Annotated in this window: 16 protein-coding genes, 3 tRNA genes and 1 pseudogene; 9 read left to right on the top strand and 11 right to left on the bottom strand. The window is 60.5% G+C overall.

The window, feature by feature from the left end; translation table 11 throughout:
• The first annotated feature begins 94 nt into the window (after positions 1-94).
• From lplT to thiD, 4 genes are all read left to right on the top strand, one after another.
• Entirely contained in the window at positions 95-1,402 is a 1,308-nt protein-coding gene (lplT, locus tag AX768_RS05625; protein WP_061999132.1) for a lysophospholipid transporter LplT, read from the top strand.
• An 80-nt stretch (positions 1,403-1,482) separates the two neighbouring features.
• Positions 1,483-2,295, top strand: a complete 813-nt coding sequence (thiM, locus tag AX768_RS05620) for a hydroxyethylthiazole kinase (RefSeq protein WP_061999131.1) — start codon at positions 1,483-1,485, stop codon at positions 2,293-2,295.
• 2 nt (positions 2,296-2,297) lie between these two features.
• The gene (gene thiE / locus AX768_RS05615) at positions 2,298-2,936 is read left to right on the top strand and encodes a thiamine phosphate synthase (protein ID WP_061999130.1); all 639 of its coding nucleotides are present in this window, start codon (positions 2,298-2,300) and stop codon (positions 2,934-2,936) included.
• On the top strand, positions 2,933-3,739 hold the full coding sequence (thiD, locus tag AX768_RS05610) for a bifunctional hydroxymethylpyrimidine kinase/phosphomethylpyrimidine kinase (RefSeq protein ID WP_061999129.1): 807 nt from the start codon (positions 2,933-2,935) through the stop codon (positions 3,737-3,739). The genes thiE and thiD overlap by 4 nt, the downstream gene beginning before the upstream one ends.
• On the opposite strand, the pseudogene AX768_RS05605 reads toward thiD, so the two are convergent.
• From AX768_RS05605 to tsaB, 4 genes and pseudogenes are all read right to left on the bottom strand, one after another.
• Positions 3,726-4,639: pseudogene (locus tag AX768_RS05605) on the bottom strand (DUF1853 family protein). The gene thiD and the pseudogene AX768_RS05605 sit on opposite strands and share 14 nt — an antisense overlap.
• A complete protein-coding gene (locus AX768_RS05600; RefSeq protein ID WP_061999128.1) occupies positions 4,636-5,646 on the bottom strand; it encodes a uracil-DNA glycosylase in 1,011 nt (336 codons plus the stop codon). Before AX768_RS05600 ends, AX768_RS05605 begins: the two are co-directional and overlap by 4 nt.
• The gene (gene rimI, locus AX768_RS05595) at positions 5,633-6,127 is read right to left on the bottom strand and encodes a ribosomal protein S18-alanine N-acetyltransferase (RefSeq protein ID WP_061999127.1); all 495 of its coding nucleotides are present in this window, start codon (positions 6,125-6,127) and stop codon (positions 5,633-5,635) included. The genes AX768_RS05600 and rimI overlap by 14 nt, the downstream gene beginning before the upstream one ends.
• Positions 6,124-6,948 carry a tRNA (adenosine(37)-N6)-threonylcarbamoyltransferase complex dimerization subunit type 1 TsaB gene (tsaB, locus tag AX768_RS05590; protein ID WP_061999126.1) on the bottom strand — a complete coding sequence of 275 codons (825 nt, stop codon included), beginning with the start codon at positions 6,946-6,948 and terminating at the stop codon, positions 6,124-6,126. The genes rimI and tsaB overlap by 4 nt, the downstream gene beginning before the upstream one ends.
• Before the next feature lie 168 nt (positions 6,949-7,116).
• On the opposite strand from tsaB, the gene AX768_RS05585 reads away from it, so the two are divergent.
• The 3 genes from AX768_RS05585 to aceA all read left to right on the top strand — a co-directional run bounded on the left by AX768_RS05585 (position 7,117) and on the right by aceA (position 11,163).
• Positions 7,117-7,386 (top strand): acyl-CoA-binding protein, encoded by a 270-nt coding sequence (locus AX768_RS05585; protein ID WP_061999125.1) that lies wholly within the window; start codon positions 7,117-7,119, stop codon positions 7,384-7,386.
• Positions 7,387-7,810: 424 nt separating this feature from the next.
• Positions 7,811-9,481 carry a DEAD/DEAH box helicase gene (locus AX768_RS05575; protein ID WP_061999123.1) on the top strand — a complete coding sequence of 557 codons (1,671 nt, stop codon included), beginning with the start codon at positions 7,811-7,813 and terminating at the stop codon, positions 9,479-9,481.
• 377 nt (positions 9,482-9,858) lie between these two features.
• Positions 9,859-11,163, top strand: coding sequence for an isocitrate lyase (gene aceA, locus AX768_RS05570; RefSeq protein ID WP_061999122.1), 1,305 nt, complete (start codon positions 9,859-9,861; stop codon positions 11,161-11,163).
• 98 nt (positions 11,164-11,261) lie between these two features.
• Here the strand turns inward: aceA and AX768_RS05565 are convergent, their stop codons facing one another.
• Complete coding sequence (locus AX768_RS05565; protein ID WP_061999121.1) at positions 11,262-11,837, bottom strand: nuclear transport factor 2 family protein; 576 nt, start codon at positions 11,835-11,837, stop codon at positions 11,262-11,264.
• A 136-nt stretch (positions 11,838-11,973) separates the two neighbouring features.
• On the opposite strand from AX768_RS05565, the gene AX768_RS05560 reads away from it, so the two are divergent.
• Complete coding sequence (locus AX768_RS05560) at positions 11,974-12,852, top strand: LysR substrate-binding domain-containing protein (protein WP_061999120.1); 879 nt, start codon at positions 11,974-11,976, stop codon at positions 12,850-12,852.
• Between the two features lie 19 nt (positions 12,853-12,871).
• Here AX768_RS05560 and AX768_RS05555 read toward each other — a convergent pair whose 3' ends face one another.
• Both AX768_RS05555 and AX768_RS05550 read right to left on the bottom strand, forming a co-directional pair.
• Complete coding sequence (locus AX768_RS05555; protein WP_061999119.1) at positions 12,872-13,306, bottom strand: universal stress protein; 435 nt, start codon at positions 13,304-13,306, stop codon at positions 12,872-12,874.
• A gap of 74 nt (positions 13,307-13,380) precedes the next feature.
• Positions 13,381-13,794, bottom strand: a complete 414-nt coding sequence (locus AX768_RS05550) for a gamma-glutamylcyclotransferase family protein (RefSeq protein WP_061999118.1) — start codon at positions 13,792-13,794, stop codon at positions 13,381-13,383.
• Between the two features lie 105 nt (positions 13,795-13,899).
• Here AX768_RS05550 and AX768_RS05545 point away from each other — a divergent pair, with 105 nt between their 5' ends.
• Positions 13,900-14,742, top strand: a complete 843-nt coding sequence (locus AX768_RS05545; protein ID WP_061999117.1) for an AraC family transcriptional regulator — start codon at positions 13,900-13,902, stop codon at positions 14,740-14,742.
• Between the two features lie 22 nt (positions 14,743-14,764).
• On the opposite strand, the gene AX768_RS05540 is transcribed toward AX768_RS05545, so the two are convergent.
• The 4 genes from AX768_RS05540 to AX768_RS05525 all read right to left on the bottom strand — a co-directional run bounded on the left by AX768_RS05540 (position 14,765) and on the right by AX768_RS05525 (position 15,932).
• Positions 14,765-15,229, bottom strand: coding sequence for a GNAT family N-acetyltransferase (locus tag AX768_RS05540; protein ID WP_056352642.1), 465 nt, complete (start codon positions 15,227-15,229; stop codon positions 14,765-14,767).
• A 192-nt stretch (positions 15,230-15,421) separates the two neighbouring features.
• Positions 15,422-15,498 (bottom strand) — tRNA-Asp (locus AX768_RS05535).
• Positions 15,499-15,570: 72 nt separating this feature from the next.
• Positions 15,571-15,646 (bottom strand) — tRNA-Glu (locus tag AX768_RS05530).
• 210 nt (positions 15,647-15,856) lie between these two features.
• A tRNA-Ala gene (locus AX768_RS05525) sits at positions 15,857-15,932 on the bottom strand.
• Between the last annotated feature and the right edge of the window lie 48 nt (positions 15,933-15,980).

Raw genomic sequence — 15,980 nt, 5'->3', positions numbered from 1 at the left:
AACGGGAGCCTGAGCGCGAACCCGGACGCGAAAGACGAGCGCGCCGTGCGGAAACGGGGCGGATCACCCGCAGTGCGGACTAGCATCGGATCAGATGAAAAAAGGTTTTTACACCATCATGGCCGCGCAGTTTTTCTCGTCGCTGGCCGACAACGCCCTTCTGATCGCTGCGATCGCCCTGCTGAAAGATCTTCACGCCCCGAACTGGATGACGCCGCTGCTCAAGCTGTTCTTTGTGCTGTCATACGTAGTTCTGGCTGCTTTCGTAGGTGCCTTCGCCGACTCACGGCCGAAGGGTCACGTGATGTTCGTCACCAACTCCATCAAGGTAGTCGGCTGCCTGACCATGCTGATCGGCGCGCACCCGCTGCTGGCGTATGGCATTGTCGGTTTCGGCGCGGCTGCGTACTCGCCCGCGAAGTACGGCATTCTCACCGAGCTGCTGCCTGCCGACCGCCTGGTCGCGGCCAACGGATGGATTGAAGGGACGACGGTCGGGTCGATCATTCTCGGCACGGTCATGGGCGGTGCGCTGATCAGTCCGCATATAGCGTCGCACATACTTTCGCTACATATTCCCAAGGTCGATACGCCCGCCGAAGCGGCCATGCTCGTGATCGTGTTCATGTACATCGTCGCCGCGATCTTCAATCTGCGGATCCCCGATACCGGCGCACGTTATCCGAAGCAGGAACATCGCCCGATCAAACTCATCACCGACTTCGCCGATTGTTTCAATGCGCTCTGGCACGACAAGCTCGGGCAGATCTCTTTGGCCGTGACCACGCTGTTCTGGGGCGCGGGCGCGACCTTGCAGTTCATCGTGCTGAAGTGGGCGGAAGTGTCGCTCGGCATGTCACTGTCGGAGGCGGCGATTCTCCAGGCGATCATCGCGGTCGGAGTGGCCGTGGGTGCAATTCTCGCGGCGGCGCGCGTGCCGCTGAAGAAGTCACTGTCGGTGCTGCCGGTTGGCATCATGATGGGCGTCGCGGTGATGCTGCTCGCGTTCTATTCGAAGCATCTCTTCCCGGTGCACTGGGGCATCTATTTTGGTCGCATGCACCTTCCGGGTTACCTGATCGTCGCGTATATCTTCCTGATGATCGTCGGCGGCCTGTCGGGCTTTTTCGTGGTGCCGATGAACGCGCTGCTGCAACATCGCGGACACGTGCTGCTTTCGGCCGGGCATTCGATCGCGGTGCAGAACTTCAACGAGAATCTTTCGGTGCTCGTGATGTTGTGCCTGTATGCCGTGCTCGTCTGGCTCGATGTACCGATTCAATTCGTGATCGTGCTGTTCGGCACCTTTGTCTGCCTGATGATGTACTTCGTCATGCGGCGGCATCAGGCCAATCAGCGCGCGTTCGATTCGGTCGCGCTGATCGGCGAATCACGCCACTGAACCCGGCCGAACCCGGCACGACGCGAGCGAAGCCGGACGCGCGATAATCGGGCTATCCATTTCTCTTCACGCCAGACTCCATGCTCGCCGCCGATCTCTTTTCGTTCGCAAACCGCGTGCGCGAACGCGCGCCGCTCGTCCATTGCCTGACGAATCTCGTTGTCACGAATTTCACGGCCAACGTGCTGCTCGCGATCGGCGCAGCGCCGGCGATGGTCGTCGCGCGCGAGGAAGTCAGCCAGTTTGCGCCGATGGCGAACGCGGTATCGGTGAATCTCGGCACGCTCGACCTGCCGCAGAGCCGTGCGATCCGCGCCGCCGTCGATGCCGCCAACGGCGCGCACAAGCCTTGGATCCTCGATCCGGTCGCGGTCGGCCCGCTGAGCTTTCGCACTGAATTCGCGCTCGATCTGCTCAATGCACAACCCGCCGTGATTCGTGGCAACGCGTCTGAGATCATCAGCCTGTCGGGCGGCGCGTCGAGCGGACGCGGCGTGGACAGCACGGCCCTGGCCGAAAGTGCGCTCGATGCAGCCCAGATCCTCGCGCTGAAAACGGGCGCGATCGTGGCCGTGACGGGTGCGACCGATTACATCACCGATGGCCGGCGGACTGTGGCGTTATCGAACGGATCGGTCTTGATGACGCGCGTGACGGGCGTCGGGTGCGCGTTATCGGCGACGGTGGCAGCATTCGTGGGCGTAGCCGTAGCTGACGAGTTCTGGGCCGCGACCCTGGCCGCCGTCGCGTATTCGAGCATTGCCGGCGAACTCGCCGCCCGCGACGCAGCGTTACCCGGCAGCTTTGCAGTCGCGTATCTGGACAGGCTGGCATCGCTTGCTGAAGACGCGTTCGCCGCCACGCTCGTCCAGCGCGATATCCCGGCCGCCTGAACATGAACCTTGATCTCTCGCTTTATCTCGTGCTCGACCCTGTGCAGTGCGGCGGACATGCGGGCTCGCTCGCCATCGCGCAAGCCGCGCTTGAAGGCGGCGTCACGATCGTGCAACTGCGCGCGCCGCAATGGCACAAGCGTGCGTGGCTCGCGCTCGCCTCGGATCTGCTGCCGATCACGCGCCAGTTTGCCGTGCCGCTGATCATCAACGATCACATCGATGTCGCGCTCGCCTGCGGCGCCGATGGCGTGCATATCGGGCAGAAGGATCTGCCGCCGGAGGTCGCCCGGAAGCTGCTCGGACCGCGTGCGTTGATCGGTCTGTCGGTAGCGGATGAACGCGAAGTCGATGACGCCAATCCGCTCGGCACGATGATCGATTACGTCGGCGTCGGACCCGTGTTCGACACCCCCACGAAGCCGGATGCATCGGCGGCGCTGGGTATAGAAGGGGTTGCGGCGCTGTGTGCGCGGTCGTTGCATCCGACGGTGGCTATCGGCGGCATCCAGTTGAGCAACGCCGGGCATGTCAAACGCGCAAAACCGCGCGGAATCGCGGTGGTATCGGCGATCTGCAAGGCCGCCGATCCACGTCTCGCCGCGCAGCAATTGCGCGCTGAAAATTCCCGGACATCATGACCCATTCGATCCCCAACGTTCTCACCATCGCCGGTTCCGACTCGGGCGGCGGTGCGGGTATCCAGGCCGACCTGAAGGCGTTTTCGGCGCTCGGCGCATATGGTTTGTCGGTGATCACCGCCCTTACCGCGCAAAACACGCGCGGCGTGACGGCGATCCACACGCCGGATGCGTCGTTCGTCACGGCGCAACTGGACGCTGTTTTCGACGATATCCGTATCGATGCCGTGAAGATCGGCATGCTCGCCAACGCCGATGTGGTGCGCGCGGTTGCGATAGCGTTGCGTCGATACCAACCGGCGCATGTCGTGCTCGACACGGTCATGATTTCCAAGAGTCATCATGCGTTGCTCGCACCGGAAGCCGTCGCCGCGTTACGCGATGAATTATTGCCGCTGGCCACCATCGTCACGCCGAACCTGCCGGAAGCGGCGGCGCTATTGAACGACGTGTCAGCGGAAGACGAAGAAACAATGGTGCGCCAGGGCGAAGCGCTGCGGGCGATGGGTGCGAAGGCCGTGCTGATGAAAGGCGGCCATCTGAGCGCCCCCGACAGTCCCGACTGGCTCATCGAGGCAAGTGGTTCGCTACGGCTGGGCGGTCCGCGCGTGCCGGTGAAAAACACGCACGGGACGGGATGCACGTTGTCGTCGTCGATCGCCGCGTTATTGCCGCAGCGCGACTCGCTCGCCGCCGCAACCGCCGATGCCAAGCTTTATCTGACCGGCGCGATCGAACAGAGCGCGCGACTCGAAGTCGGGCACGGCGTCGGGCCTGTGCATCATTTCTTCAAGTGGTGGTGAGGCGCGCATAACGCAGCGCGCGTTCGGGCCATTCATCCGGCACGATAAAACCACGCGAGCGCTCGCGCCAGATATCGCCGGCGCTCCGGTCGTAATTTGCGACCATGGTCGGCGATGTCAGCGCGCCGGCATCGAAGGTCAGCGTTCCGGCTTCTTCGTTCGACAACGACCGTTCCGCCAGCCACGCAAGTCTCGGCACAACGGCAAAGGCCTCGTCTCCTTTCGACTCCTGCCACTCCGATACCGTCATCCACCAGCCGCGCAAATGATCGTCGGCGAGTTCGGGGGCAGCGTCGGCGCGGCGCATTGTCGATAAAACAGCCTGCCCTTGACGAACAGTTCAGCGCGCCACGGTCCTTCGAATCCGAGCGATGCGAATTCATCGCGCGCGCTCAAACCGAGTTGATGATGCAAGAGCCGGTCATGCTTCAGGTCGAAGCGATCCTGCAGATTGGGTCCGACATAATCGGATAACGCGGCCGCACCCTCGCCGATATGCAGATAGAACTTCACGGCAAGCTCCCAATGCAGACGTTCGCGCCGGGCGTTGTGCAAGAGGAAATCGACCTCGCCGAGGGTCTGCCCTGCTGCGCGCAACGGCACGTTGGCGGCGATTAGCCGTGCACTGGGTCCATGCGTCAAAAAGTATTCGAGCAAGGCCTCGGCATAGAGACCGAGCCGTCTCAGCGACGGTTTGCGGACCAGCGCGTGAAGCGCTTCGGGATTGTCATCGAGCGCTTCGAGCCAGCCTGAAACGGCTGCGCGCTCATCGCTTTCGACAGGACACGCCAGCGGCGCGCCCGCATGTGACGCGCTCAGCAAGTCAGGTGAGAACAGTAGCCACGCGAGATCCCGGACGGCAGCATCGTTGAATCGCGCAACCGCGCCGGCGAAGCTCACGCGCCGTCCGCCACCTTCAGCGACTCGCGATAAGTCGCCTGAGCGAGGCACAGGTCGGCCCACGCCTTGGCTTTGTCGGGCAAGCTGCGCAGCAGATACGCGGGGTGATACGTCACGATGACCGGCACGCCCTCATAGTCATGCACCCGCCCGCGCAGCGACGCAATGCTCGCCTCGGTCTTCAGCAGACTTTGCGCCGCGAAACGTCCCAGCGCGACGATCAGCTTTGGCTTCACCAGTGCGACCTGACGCTTCAGATACGGCTCGCAACGCGCGACTTCATCGAGTTCAGGATTACGGTTGCCGGGCGGGCGGCACTTGATCACGTTCGCGATAAACACATTGTCTTCACGCGATAACGCCACCGCATGCAACATGCTGTCGAGCAGCTTGCCCGCCTGCCCGACGAACGGCTCCCCTAGCTTGTCCTCGTTTTCGCCCGGTGCTTCGCCGATCAGCATCCAGTCGGCATCACGGTCGCCCACGCCGAAAACCGAGTTCGTGCGCCGCTCGCATAACTTGCAGCGCTCGCAAACGGAGACGCGGGCGGCAAGCGTGTCCCAGTCGAGGGACGCGATGTCGTTCGCGGTTTCATCGATGGCTTCCGGTTCGGGCGGCATGTGTTGCGGAAGATCGTCGATCCACGGAATGTCATCGAAGGCAGGCGGTTCCTGCGGATCGGACTTCGCCACCACCGGCGCTTCTGACGCTTCTGGCGTTTCTCGCGCTTCTCGCGTTTCTCGCGCAACGTTTCGGCTCTTTTGCGCCGCGGAAAGCACGGCATCGAGCGCGGTCAAGGTCTCGCTGGCGCTACGCTGCGGCGCGCCCGGCGCGGCGCGCTCGAGTTCAGCAAGTTCAGCCGCCGCTGCGCGGTTCAACGGAACGGCTGTCGATCTTTCGGGCGCCACTGCAACGGGTTCCACAGCCGTTTCGACCGGCTGCGTTCCCCGCCTCACCCAGATAGTCCCGAGTCCAAACTCGTCGAGCATCGACTTATGCAGCGCCATCGGCGGCCTCCCTTGAAAACGTCAGGCGCATGACAAGCGCATCCTCGCGCGAACGATGCCGCGCCGGGTAATAGTTCTTCCGACGCCCGATGGTCATAAATCCGAAGCGCTCGTAAAGCCATATGGCGCGCGGGTTCGAGGGCCGCACTTCCAGCAGCACGCCATCGAGCTTCTGGTGCTTCGAAATGCGCACCGCTTCGCGCAACAGCGTCAGCCCGGCGCCCGCATGTTGTGCTTGCGGCGCGACGCAAAGATTCAGCAGATGCATTTCATCGACGACCGGCATGAGCACGCAATAACCGAGCAACGTGCCGGTGACGTGGCGCAGACACACGCCGAAGTAGCCATTGCGCAGCGAATCCTGGAAATTGCCGCGGCTCCACGGAAATTCATACGCAATCTTTTCGATGGCGGCGACTTCATCGAGATCGGCCTCCGTCATGGGAGACAGATAGCGATCGGCGAGCAACACGCCGCTCACCGTAACGGCTCCGCGGCGGAAGCGGCCTGGGAATCCAGTTGAGCGGCGGCGTCTTTGGCTGCCCGCGCGTCCATGCGCTCGGCCGTGGTTTGCGCGACCTTGTTGCGCACATATTCCGGCGCAGCCTGGTCCGGCGCGACCGTGCGGCCGTCGCGAAACGCGCGGAGGCCGGCGAGCGCGACAGGCAAGGCATGGGGAAGCGCATCGAAGTCGACTCGGCATGCGGCCGATTGCTGGAGCGATAAAACATCGCCGAATGCGGCGGCTGCATTGCCCGCAAGCACGAACGGAACATCGGGCGCCGCAATCGCGCCAGGAACATCCAGCGATGCCGCCTGGATCGTGACCCATTCGTTCGTGGCGTCGTCCCAGCGGAAATCGGCCCAGTACGCCTCGTTCATGCGGGCGTCGAGTGCTGCGAGCACACGCGTGACCGCTGGATCATGCAGCCGCGCGAACTCGGCGCACGCAAGCAAGGTTCCGATTGGGACAACCGGCACACTCAAACCGAACGCGAGCCCCTGCGCCACGCCTGTTGCCGTACGCAAGCCCGTGAACGATCCCGGCCCGGCGCCAAAGGCGATCGCGCTGCAATCGGCGAGCTTAAGACCTGCTTCATCGAACAGTTCGCGGATAGCGGGCAGCAAACGCGTGCTGGAGACCGGCCCGGTCATTTCATGGCTGAACCAGACGCGGATTTCGCCGGAAACATGGTGCGGAGGGTTTCGATATGCCGAGTCGGCCGCCGGACCGGCGACCAGCAGCGCGACCGAGCAGAATTCGGTCGATGTATCGAGAGCGAGCAAAACGGTACGTGTCATAGCCGCTATTGTAATGCGTGACGTCGGCGCGAAAGGGTGCTTGAGTGCCTGCTCACGCCGGTTCCTGGTAATTCCCTCTGCGACGATTTTGGAATAAACCTTCGAAATCTGCCTTGAGTACGCTTGCTATGATCGATTGCCCTGAACCAGCAATCACGGAGACCAAGAATGAGCGATATCGATGCGCAGTTCGCAAAAGCCCAGGCCGATGTCAAGGATTTGCCTGAACGTCCGGGCAATCTCACCTTGCTGCGCCTTTACGCGCTGTTCAAGCAAGGCAGCGTGGGCGATGCGGACGGCGACAAGCCCGGTTTCGCCGATATTGTCGGGAAGTACAAGTACGATGCCTGGTCAGCGCTAACTGGCACATCGCAGGACACGGCCAAGCAGCAATACGTGGAACTGGTGGAATCGCTGAAAAATGGCGAATCTGCGTAAGCACTGGTAAGAACGCCCGCAACTTTGCAGCGGGTGAAGCGCCAATCGAATCAAACTGTCTTAAAATCTGGCGCAGCGCAACAATTCCCGATATACTGTTGCCTGCGCTTCACTGTGACCGGGTGAATTGATGTTTGAGGTCAGTTCATCGCACGCAGCGCGGCGCCTCGTAGCGTTTTGCTCCAATCCAGTTTAGAAACTGTCCCCTCCCTGCTAGGCCTTCTTCGGCCGATCATGCATCAGGCTGACGACAACGCCGCCTCGGCCTGTCGAATCCGATACAGCTTCTAACGAAAAGCTCGCCTTCATTGTTGCGAGCTGCCCCCGTTTTTCGATTTGCTCGCTGCTTCTTTGCTCGCTGAATCTGACGACTTGGGTATGCCGATTGGCGCCACACGCCTTATTCCCCGTTTCAAGGATCGACATGACTTCGAGCAACACCAACAGCCCGCTGGACTCCATCGCTGCACAGGCACTAGGCGCCGATACACCCGCCATGCCCGCAGCATCTGCTTCGCCGGCTGCTCCCACCCCCATTTCATCAGTAGCGCCTGTCGCCGCCGCAATCGCTGTGCAGACTGGCCCGAGCTTCGAGTCGCTCGGCCTGTCGCCCGAGATCGTCGTTGCGCTGACCGCTTCCGGCTATCAAGTACCGACCCCGGTTCAGCAGCGCGCAATTCCCGCAGCGCTCGCCGGCCGTGACTTGCTGGTGTCCAGCCCGACCGGTTCGGGCAAGACGGCAGCGTTCATGCTGCCGGCTATCGAACGTTTTTCGCAACTCGAAAAAACCAAGGCCGCAACTCCCCGTGAGCCGCATGACCCGAACGCGCGTCCGGCACGCCGCCAGCAGCCGGTCGCTCGTCCGACCATGCTGGTTCTGACGCCCACGCGCGAACTCGCCATGCAGGTTACCGCTGCTGCAACCACGTACGGCAAGCACCTGCGCCGGCTGCGTACCGTCAGCATCCTGGGTGGCGTTGCCTATGGCCAGCAATTGATGCTGCTCGCGAAGAACCCGGAAATCCTGGTTGCAACGCCGGGCCGTCTGCTGGATCACCTGGAACGCGGCCGTATTGACCTGTCGCAACTGCAAATGCTCGTGCTCGACGAAGCCGACCGCATGCTGGACATGGGTTTCATCGACGACATCGAGACCATTGTTGCCGCTACGCCCGCTTCGCGTCAGACGCTGCTGTTCTCGGCGACCATCGACGGCAAGATCAGCTCGCTGACCGGCCGCCTGTTGAAGAACCCGGAACGCATCGAGATCATTCAAAAGCTCGAAGCACAGAACAACATTGCGCAGACAGTGCATTACGTCGATGACCGCGATCACAAGGATCGTCTGCTCGACCATCTGTTGCGCGATGAAGGCCTCGACCAGGCTATCGTTTTCACGGCAACCAAGAACGACGCTGACCAACTGGCTATCCGTCTGTCGGACGCTGGTTTTGAATCGGCTGCACTGCACGGCGATCTGCCGCAAGGCGCGCGTAACCGCACGATCCGTGCGCTGCGTGAACGCAAGGTGCGCGTGCTGGTGGCAACCGATGTCGCGGCTCGCGGTATCGACATCCCCGGCATCACGCACGTGTTCAACTACGATCTGCCGAAGTTCGCGGAAGACTATGTTCACCGTATCGGTCGTACGGGCCGTGCTGGCCGTACGGGCACGGCAATCAGCCTCGTGCACCATGCAGAGCAAGGCGCGCTCAAGCGCATCGAGCGTTTCGTTCGTCTGCCGTTGGCAGTGAGCGTCATTGTCGGCTTCGAACCGCGTCGTTCGGCTCCCGCTGGTGGCGGTGGTCGTCCGGGCTTTGGCGGCCGTGGCCGTCCGGGCGGTGGTGCAGGTGCTGCCGCAGGCCGTCGTTTTGGCAGTGGCGGCGGCAGCAGCAGCGGTACGGGCAAGCCGGGTGGCTGGGGCAACAAGCCGGCGAGCGCTGGTGCACGTGACTCGCGTGACGGTGGTTCGCGTGACGGCTATCGCAGCGGCGGTGGATCGCGTGATGGCGGTTCGGGCTTCGGCGGCGGTTCGCGCGATGGTTATGCAGCACGTCGCAATGACGGCCCGCGCGCTCCGCGTCGTGGCAGCTAAATGTAGCCAGAGCGTGGCGTGCGCCTTGCACGCCTTGTTCGATTAAAAAAACCGATGCCCTCGTGCATCGGTTTTTTTTCGCCTGTGGTCGACGTTTCACGATGTGGAAAGAGGTTGCGGGCGGCGAAATTGTTGGTGCACGGCACAAATTTCGGAATCTCAGGATGAAAGAGGTCATTTCTCGATGTGAAATTTCTGCTCCATCCTTATGATTTATATATACTATTTTTATGTGAAATCTCCGTTTAAAGGCTGGATCGGATGTCTTCATCTCACTAGACTCTTATATAAGAGTTGAGCAACAGGAAGCAGCACCGCCCTGCTTGTTCGGCCAGATGACCATCCGGTTACTTATCAGCAATCAAAGGAGAAACGCCATGTCGCGTCAACAACAAGCTCAGGAACTCCAGAAGCAATGGGATACGGACCCGCGTTGGAAAGGCATCACGCGCAGCTACTCGGCCGATGACGTCGTGCGCCTGCGCGGCTCGGTGCCGGTGGAACATACGCTGGCAAAACGCGGAGCGGAAAAACTGTGGGCATCGATCCATGAAGAGCCGTTCGTCAACGCACTCGGCGCGCTGACGGGCAACCAGGCCATGCAGCAAGTGAAAGCGGGCCTGAAGGCAATCTACTTGTCCGGTTGGCAAGTGGCAGGCGACGCGAACGTCGCGGGCGAAATGTATCCGGACCAGTCGCTGTATCCGGCAAACTCGGTGCCGCTCGTCGTCAAGCGCATCAACAACACGCTGACGCGCGCCGATCAGATCCAGTGGTCGGAAGGCAAGAACCCCGGCGAGGAAGGTTATCTCGACTTCTTCCAGCCGATCGTAGCCGATGCCGAAGCCGGTTTCGGCGGCGTGCTGAATGCGTTCGAACTGATGAAGGCAATGATCGAAGCCGGCGCGGCCGGCGTGCATTTCGAGGACCAGTTGGCATCGGTGAAAAAATGCGGACACATGGGCGGCAAGGTGCTGGTGCCGACGCGTGAGAACGTCGCCAAGCTCACGGCCGCGCGACTGGCCGCCGACGTGTCAGGCACGCGCACGATCCTGCTTGCACGGACGGATGCCGAAGCCGCTGACCTGGTCACATCGGATGTGGATGAAAACGACAAGCCTTTCCTCACCGGTGAACGCACTATCGAAGGATTTTTCCGCACGAAGCCGGGCCTGGAACAAGCGGTATCGCGTGGTCTTGCATACGCACCGTACGCCGACATGATCTGGTGCGAAACCGGCAAGCCGGATCTGGCATATGCGAAAAAATTTGCCGAAGCGATTCATCGCGAATTTCCGGGCAAGCTGCTTTCATACAACTGCTCGCCTTCGTTCAACTGGAAGAAGAATCTGGACGATGCGACCATCGCGAAGTTCCAGAAGGAACTCGGCGCGATGGGCTACAAGTTCCAGTTCATCACGCTCGCCGGCTTCCACGCGTTGAATTATTCGATGTTCAATCTCGCCCACGGCTATGCGCGCAACCAGATGAGCGCGTTCGTCGAAATGCAGGAAGCGGAGTTCGCCGCGGCTGAAAAGGGATTCACGGCTGTGAAGCATCAGCGTGAAGTGGGCACGGGGTATTTCGATGCCGTCACGCAGGCGGTCGAAAAAGAAGCCTCGACGACGGCGTTGCACGGTTCTACCGAAGACGAACAGTTCTTCGAGGAAAAAGTGGCTTAAAAGGCTACGCTTGGTTTGAGGCTTGACGTTTAAGGCTTGCAAAGGGCATACGGTCAAAAACCGTATGCCCTTTTCTACGTGGCTGACACCGCTGCTGTTCAGCCCGCCAGCCAGGCCTGCCCTTCCGCCTTCATTCTCTTCTCCAGGTCGCTACCTTTGGTGGCGAAGGTCTTTTGTACAGGAAAGCCGCTTTTCTCGAGCAGATAAGCGAGCGGTGCGTATTCGCGCGGGTGCTTTTCAACGGCCGCTGCGTCAATCTCGACGATACCGCGCGGGAACGTGAACGACCCCATGTCGTAAATGCTCTGGCGCCTCACGATCTTCCAGACGCCATTGCGCTTTTCGACCCGATCGTAGAAGCGGTTGTGCGAACTGCAGCCCAAGCCAAGGCGAACATTCTCGCCAACGATCATTGCGTTGGTCTCGACGATGGCCTTGTTGCCGTTGAACTCGACCACCGGCCCCGCGATGAAATGCTTGGTGCGCAAATCGGAGGCGCCCATTTTCATTGATCCATCGACGAAATCGCTGAAGCGGCCGTCGAACCAGGTGATCTCGATAGTGCCGTCAGAATGGAACAGTTCGCGCAGCTCGTCCCATTGCGCGAGATCGCGGTGAATCCATCCGGTCATCAAATCTGCAATGCTGAGCCGGTCTTCCAGGTACGTTTGCACAGTCAATCTCCTTCTAACGCGAGTGGGCAGCGAATTCTCGATCGCCGCAACGTGAACGTAGTGTCACGCATTGGAGCCGTATCGTTAAGTAGATTGATATGATCGATTAATCAATTTTTCTGATGAGTTATCGATCGTGGACCTGCGTCATCTCCGTTATTTCGTTGCCGTTGCAGAAGAGAAGCACTTTGGTCGCGCGGCACAACGTCTGCACATCGTGCAGCCTGCGTTGAGCATGCAAATACGCTCGCTCGAAGAAGAAATTGGCGGCGCACTTTTTGTACGCACGAGCCGGAAAGTCGAACTCACGCAGGCGGGATCCCTTCTTCTGGTGGAAGCGCGGCGCACGCTTGCGCAAGCCGAGCGCACGAAAGACATTGTGCAGCGATCGCTGCGGGGCGAGACCGGCACGGTCAGGGTCGGCTTTGCGGGCAACGCCGTTGTGACCGGCAAGCTGACAGACAACTTGCGCGCGTTTCGCCAACGCTACCCCGATGCGGAATTGCAGCCGGTCGAAATGTCGCCGCATTTGCAGAGCGAGGCTATCCTTTCGGGCCAACTCGATGTCGGATACAGCCCGAGTCTGGGCTCGGCGCCAGACCCGCGACTCATCGTGGAAAAGGTCGGAGCGTGGCCGTTGCTGATCGCCATGGCAGAGGATCATCCGCTGGCGAAAAAGAAACGCGTATCGGTGAAATCGTTGGTCAGCGAAACGCTCATTCTTTACGGTCTCAATGAAGGCGAAAAGAGCGTGGCGATGCTGAGCGCGCAAATGGGTACGCAGTCCAAGGCGGTGCATCGGGTGTCGAGCACGTTGACGGTGCTCGCGCTCGCAGGGGCAGGGTTCGGCGTTGCCATTGTCCCCGCGCCGGTTGCTCGCGTCGCGATTCCAAACCTGACTTACCGGCCGATCATAGAAACGGAGATGTCGGCGGATCTGATGCTGTTAAGTCGTGCCAACGAAACCAGTGGAGCCGTCCTCGCTTTCCTCGCGCTTGCACGTGAAAACAGATAGACGACGCCCCGCTGCGGCGTTATCGATACACGATCACCGGGATCTTCGTATGCGTCAGGACGCGCTGCGTTTCGCTGCCGATCAGCAAGCTTCCCAGCCCGCGTCGTCCGTGCGACGCCATGAAGATCACATCGCAGCCATCACGCTCGGCGATATCGATTATTCCGATGTAGGGCGCCGACTCGACGCTCGTCACGGCATCGCAGGAAACGCCCGCGGCGGCCGCAGCCGCTTCAACCGCGGCGAGATGCTCGCGCGCCTCCCTTTCCGATCGCTCATGGAAGTCGCTGGGCGGTTCGACCGCGACATCGGCGAAAGGGGAATACGGATAGAGCGGCAAGCAGGCGTAGGCCGTGATCCGCGCGCCCACCGATTGCGCCAGGTCGATCGCGCCGTCGATGGCCTTCTGCGACAGGATCGACCCGTCCGTCGAAACGAGAATGTGCTTGAACATGGCTGGCTCCCCGCCGCTCCGTGTGGTCTTCCATTGTAGTAACGGAATCGGAGAACGCCCAAGCCAACCCTGAGTTATCGCGCTCGCCTGTGCCTCACCCAGTCGCCATGATCGATACGCGGCAGCCCCTGCACGGCCGCGTCGCTCACCGGATAAACCAGACATTCGATCGTCTCGGCAGGTCCATCGAGCCCCACCGTCACGTGCATATGCTCACTACGAAAGAGTCCGCTGATACCCGGCACGACTTCCTCGATTTCATCGAGTACGGGAACGAGCGTATCTTCTATCCGATAAACATCGCCATGAACCGATGAGGCGTCGGCATCAAGAACCACGCCCGGATATGCGCCGAAATCATAAAGCCGGCCATGGATACGGCCCGAACCGACGAGCACCGGGTCCGCGACGCCATTGCGCTCGGCCGCGCGGTGAATGTCATTGCTCTCCCCGGCCCGCAGCGTGCCGTAGACGAATACGTGTTGCATGCGCTTGATTCCTTGAATTATCGATTGCAGACAAGCCAGCGCATTATGCCAAGAGCAGAAACAGCACTGCATTGACTATCATGATGAAATTCGTCGAGAGACCGCATGCTTATACACGCCCGCCAGCAGACAGAAAGCCCGACCGCCGAGGAAGTCGAGCACCTCGACATTCCGGCCGAATCGTCGCCTACGCCCGCACACCCCATCCGCGTGCGTTCGCGGCCCGTGCCGGCGGGCGTCCGGATCGCGCGTCATACGCATGCGTGGGCGCAGGTCGCGTGTACGACGCGCGGCGTGTTGCGGATCGCCGCAGAAGGTTCTACATGGATGGTGCCGCCATCGCGGGCTATTTGGGTACCGCCCAACGTCACGCATGAAGTGGTGATCGTGGAAGACGCGTTCCTGCGCACGCTTTATATCGATGAAAGCGTCGTGCCCGAAGGACTCGATGCATGTCGCGTGGTGGAAGTATCGCCGCTGCTGCGCGAAGTGGCGGTCGCACTGAATGACACATCCATCTCACGCGAACGTGAGCGGCTGCTTGGAACCCTCGCACTCGACGAGATCACGCGATCCCGCCCCCTTCCCCTCTCCATCCCCATGCCCACGGACAAACGCTTGCTCGCGTTGTGCGAAGCGGTGCTGGAGGACCCCGCTTCCGCCGATTCGCTCGAACATTGGGCGACGCTTGTGGGTGCAAGCACGCGCACGATCGCGCGTTTGTTCCGTCGCGAGCTGGGCGTGAGTTTTTCGCAATGGCGGCAACAGGCAGTGCTGGCGCGCGCCATTCCGTTGCTGAGCCAGGGACGACCGCTTGCGCAAGTCGCGCTGCTGCTGGGCTATCAGAGCCAGAGCGCATTCTCAGCCATGTTCAGGCGTGCGTTCGGCGAAAGTCCACGCGCGTTTTTTGTCCGCGATAGCGAGCCGCACGACGTGGCGGACCGTTGACGAAAGGGATTAATTCAGCTTGTCAGACGCTGCGCACCATGTGCCGGATCGCGCCGAACTGTGCGAGCCGAGAACCCGCGGGCTTATAGCCCATTCGAACATAAAGCCGGGCCGCGGGGTTATCGACGAAAACGCGCAATTGCGTTTCTTTCAATCCACGTGCGCGCGCCCATCGGTGAGCCGTGTCCAGGAGGAACGTGCCTGCGCCCGTGCGGCGCCAGCCTTCGACGACCTGAACATCGCGTATATGAAGCGACTCGTCTTCTTCGGTCACCCGCATCACGCCAATGGCTTTGCCATCGCACTCGAGCACGAAGTTTTCGGATTCCCGCCAGCTCCCGAGGAACAGGTCGCTGCGCCACACGAGGTTGTGGCGTCGATAGTAGCCGTTCATGTTGTTGCGCGTGAGCGCTTCGGCGAACGAAAAATCGTCCATCGACGCGAGGCGCAGCATAAACGGCGAGAGGGCTTCGGTGGGATCGAGCATTGCGCGATAAAAGCACTGAATCAGGTCACCACACTAAGTCAGCTCGCGCCCGCTGGCAATGGAGAGTTTTCCGGGCACACGCTTTTGACGACGTTTGTCGCGCGTGTTCAACAGGGCAAAACACGCCAGCGTGAAAAGCGGACGCTCAACGAAAAAAATCCAGCGTAGGCTGGATTTTTTCTTACAACTCGTTGGCGGAGCGGACGGGACTCGAACCCGCGACCCCCGGCGTGACAGGCCGGTATTCTAACCAACTGAACTACCGCTCCACTTCTTTTCATCGGCTTGAGAGGTTGGTCGACTCATCAAGCTTGCAGCGCTTCTAGCAGCCGCCGATGTTTTGGCGTCCCCTAGGGGATTCGAACCCCTGTACTCACCGTGAAAGGGTGATGTCCTAGGCCTCTAGACGAAGGGGACATAAACTTTTCAGTTAATGTCTTTACTATTTTCGCTTAAACCCTGATTATTTTCTGATTAACCATGATTAACGACTTCTTAATCATTCGAATCGTTTAATCAGTTTGTTTCAGTGATCAGCGAAGAACGACATTATAAACAGCTTTTTGTACCTTGTGAAGTGTTTTTTGTACGATGCCTTGGCGTTTCAACTGACTTCACTCTATTCCGTGGTGGAGGTAAGCGGGATCGAACCGCTGACCTCTTGCATGCCATGCAAGCGCTCTCCCAGCTGAGCTATACCCCCCTTGCAGAACAGAAACGAGATTTTAAAGGGGGCTATTGAAGTTGTAAA

This window comes from Burkholderia sp. PAMC 28687, from assembly GCF_001577465.1.
Taxonomy (GTDB): Bacteria; Pseudomonadota; Gammaproteobacteria; order Burkholderiales; family Burkholderiaceae; genus Caballeronia.
Note: the sequence above shows the minus strand (reverse complement) of the source record. Positions and strands in the feature narration are given on the sequence as shown.

Coding starts and splice junctions, on each gene's coding strand:
- lplT (WP_061999132.1), top strand. CDS start 95: ATGAAAAAAGGTTTTTACACCATCATGGCCGCGCAGTTTTTCTCGTCG.
- thiM (WP_061999131.1), top strand. CDS start 1,483: ATGCTCGCCGCCGATCTCTTTTCGTTCGCAAACCGCGTGCGCGAACGC.
- thiE (WP_061999130.1), top strand. CDS start 2,298: ATGAACCTTGATCTCTCGCTTTATCTCGTGCTCGACCCTGTGCAGTGC.
- thiD (WP_061999129.1), top strand. CDS start 2,933: ATGACCCATTCGATCCCCAACGTTCTCACCATCGCCGGTTCCGACTCG.
- AX768_RS05600 (WP_061999128.1), bottom strand. CDS start 5,646: ATGGCGCTGCATAAGTCGATGCTCGACGAGTTTGGACTCGGGACTATC.
- tsaB (WP_061999126.1), bottom strand. CDS start 6,948: ATGACACGTACCGTTTTGCTCGCTCTCGATACATCGACCGAATTCTGC.
- AX768_RS05585 (WP_061999125.1), top strand. CDS start 7,117: ATGAGCGATATCGATGCGCAGTTCGCAAAAGCCCAGGCCGATGTCAAG.
- AX768_RS05575 (WP_061999123.1), top strand. CDS start 7,811: ATGACTTCGAGCAACACCAACAGCCCGCTGGACTCCATCGCTGCACAG.
- aceA (WP_061999122.1), top strand. CDS start 9,859: ATGTCGCGTCAACAACAAGCTCAGGAACTCCAGAAGCAATGGGATACG.
- AX768_RS05555 (WP_061999119.1), bottom strand. CDS start 13,306: ATGTTCAAGCACATTCTCGTTTCGACGGACGGGTCGATCCTGTCGCAG.
- AX768_RS05550 (WP_061999118.1), bottom strand. CDS start 13,794: ATGCAACACGTATTCGTCTACGGCACGCTGCGGGCCGGGGAGAGCAAT.
- AX768_RS05545 (WP_061999117.1), top strand. CDS start 13,900: ATGCTTATACACGCCCGCCAGCAGACAGAAAGCCCGACCGCCGAGGAA.
- AX768_RS05540 (WP_056352642.1), bottom strand. CDS start 15,229: ATGCTCGATCCCACCGAAGCCCTCTCGCCGTTTATGCTGCGCCTCGCG.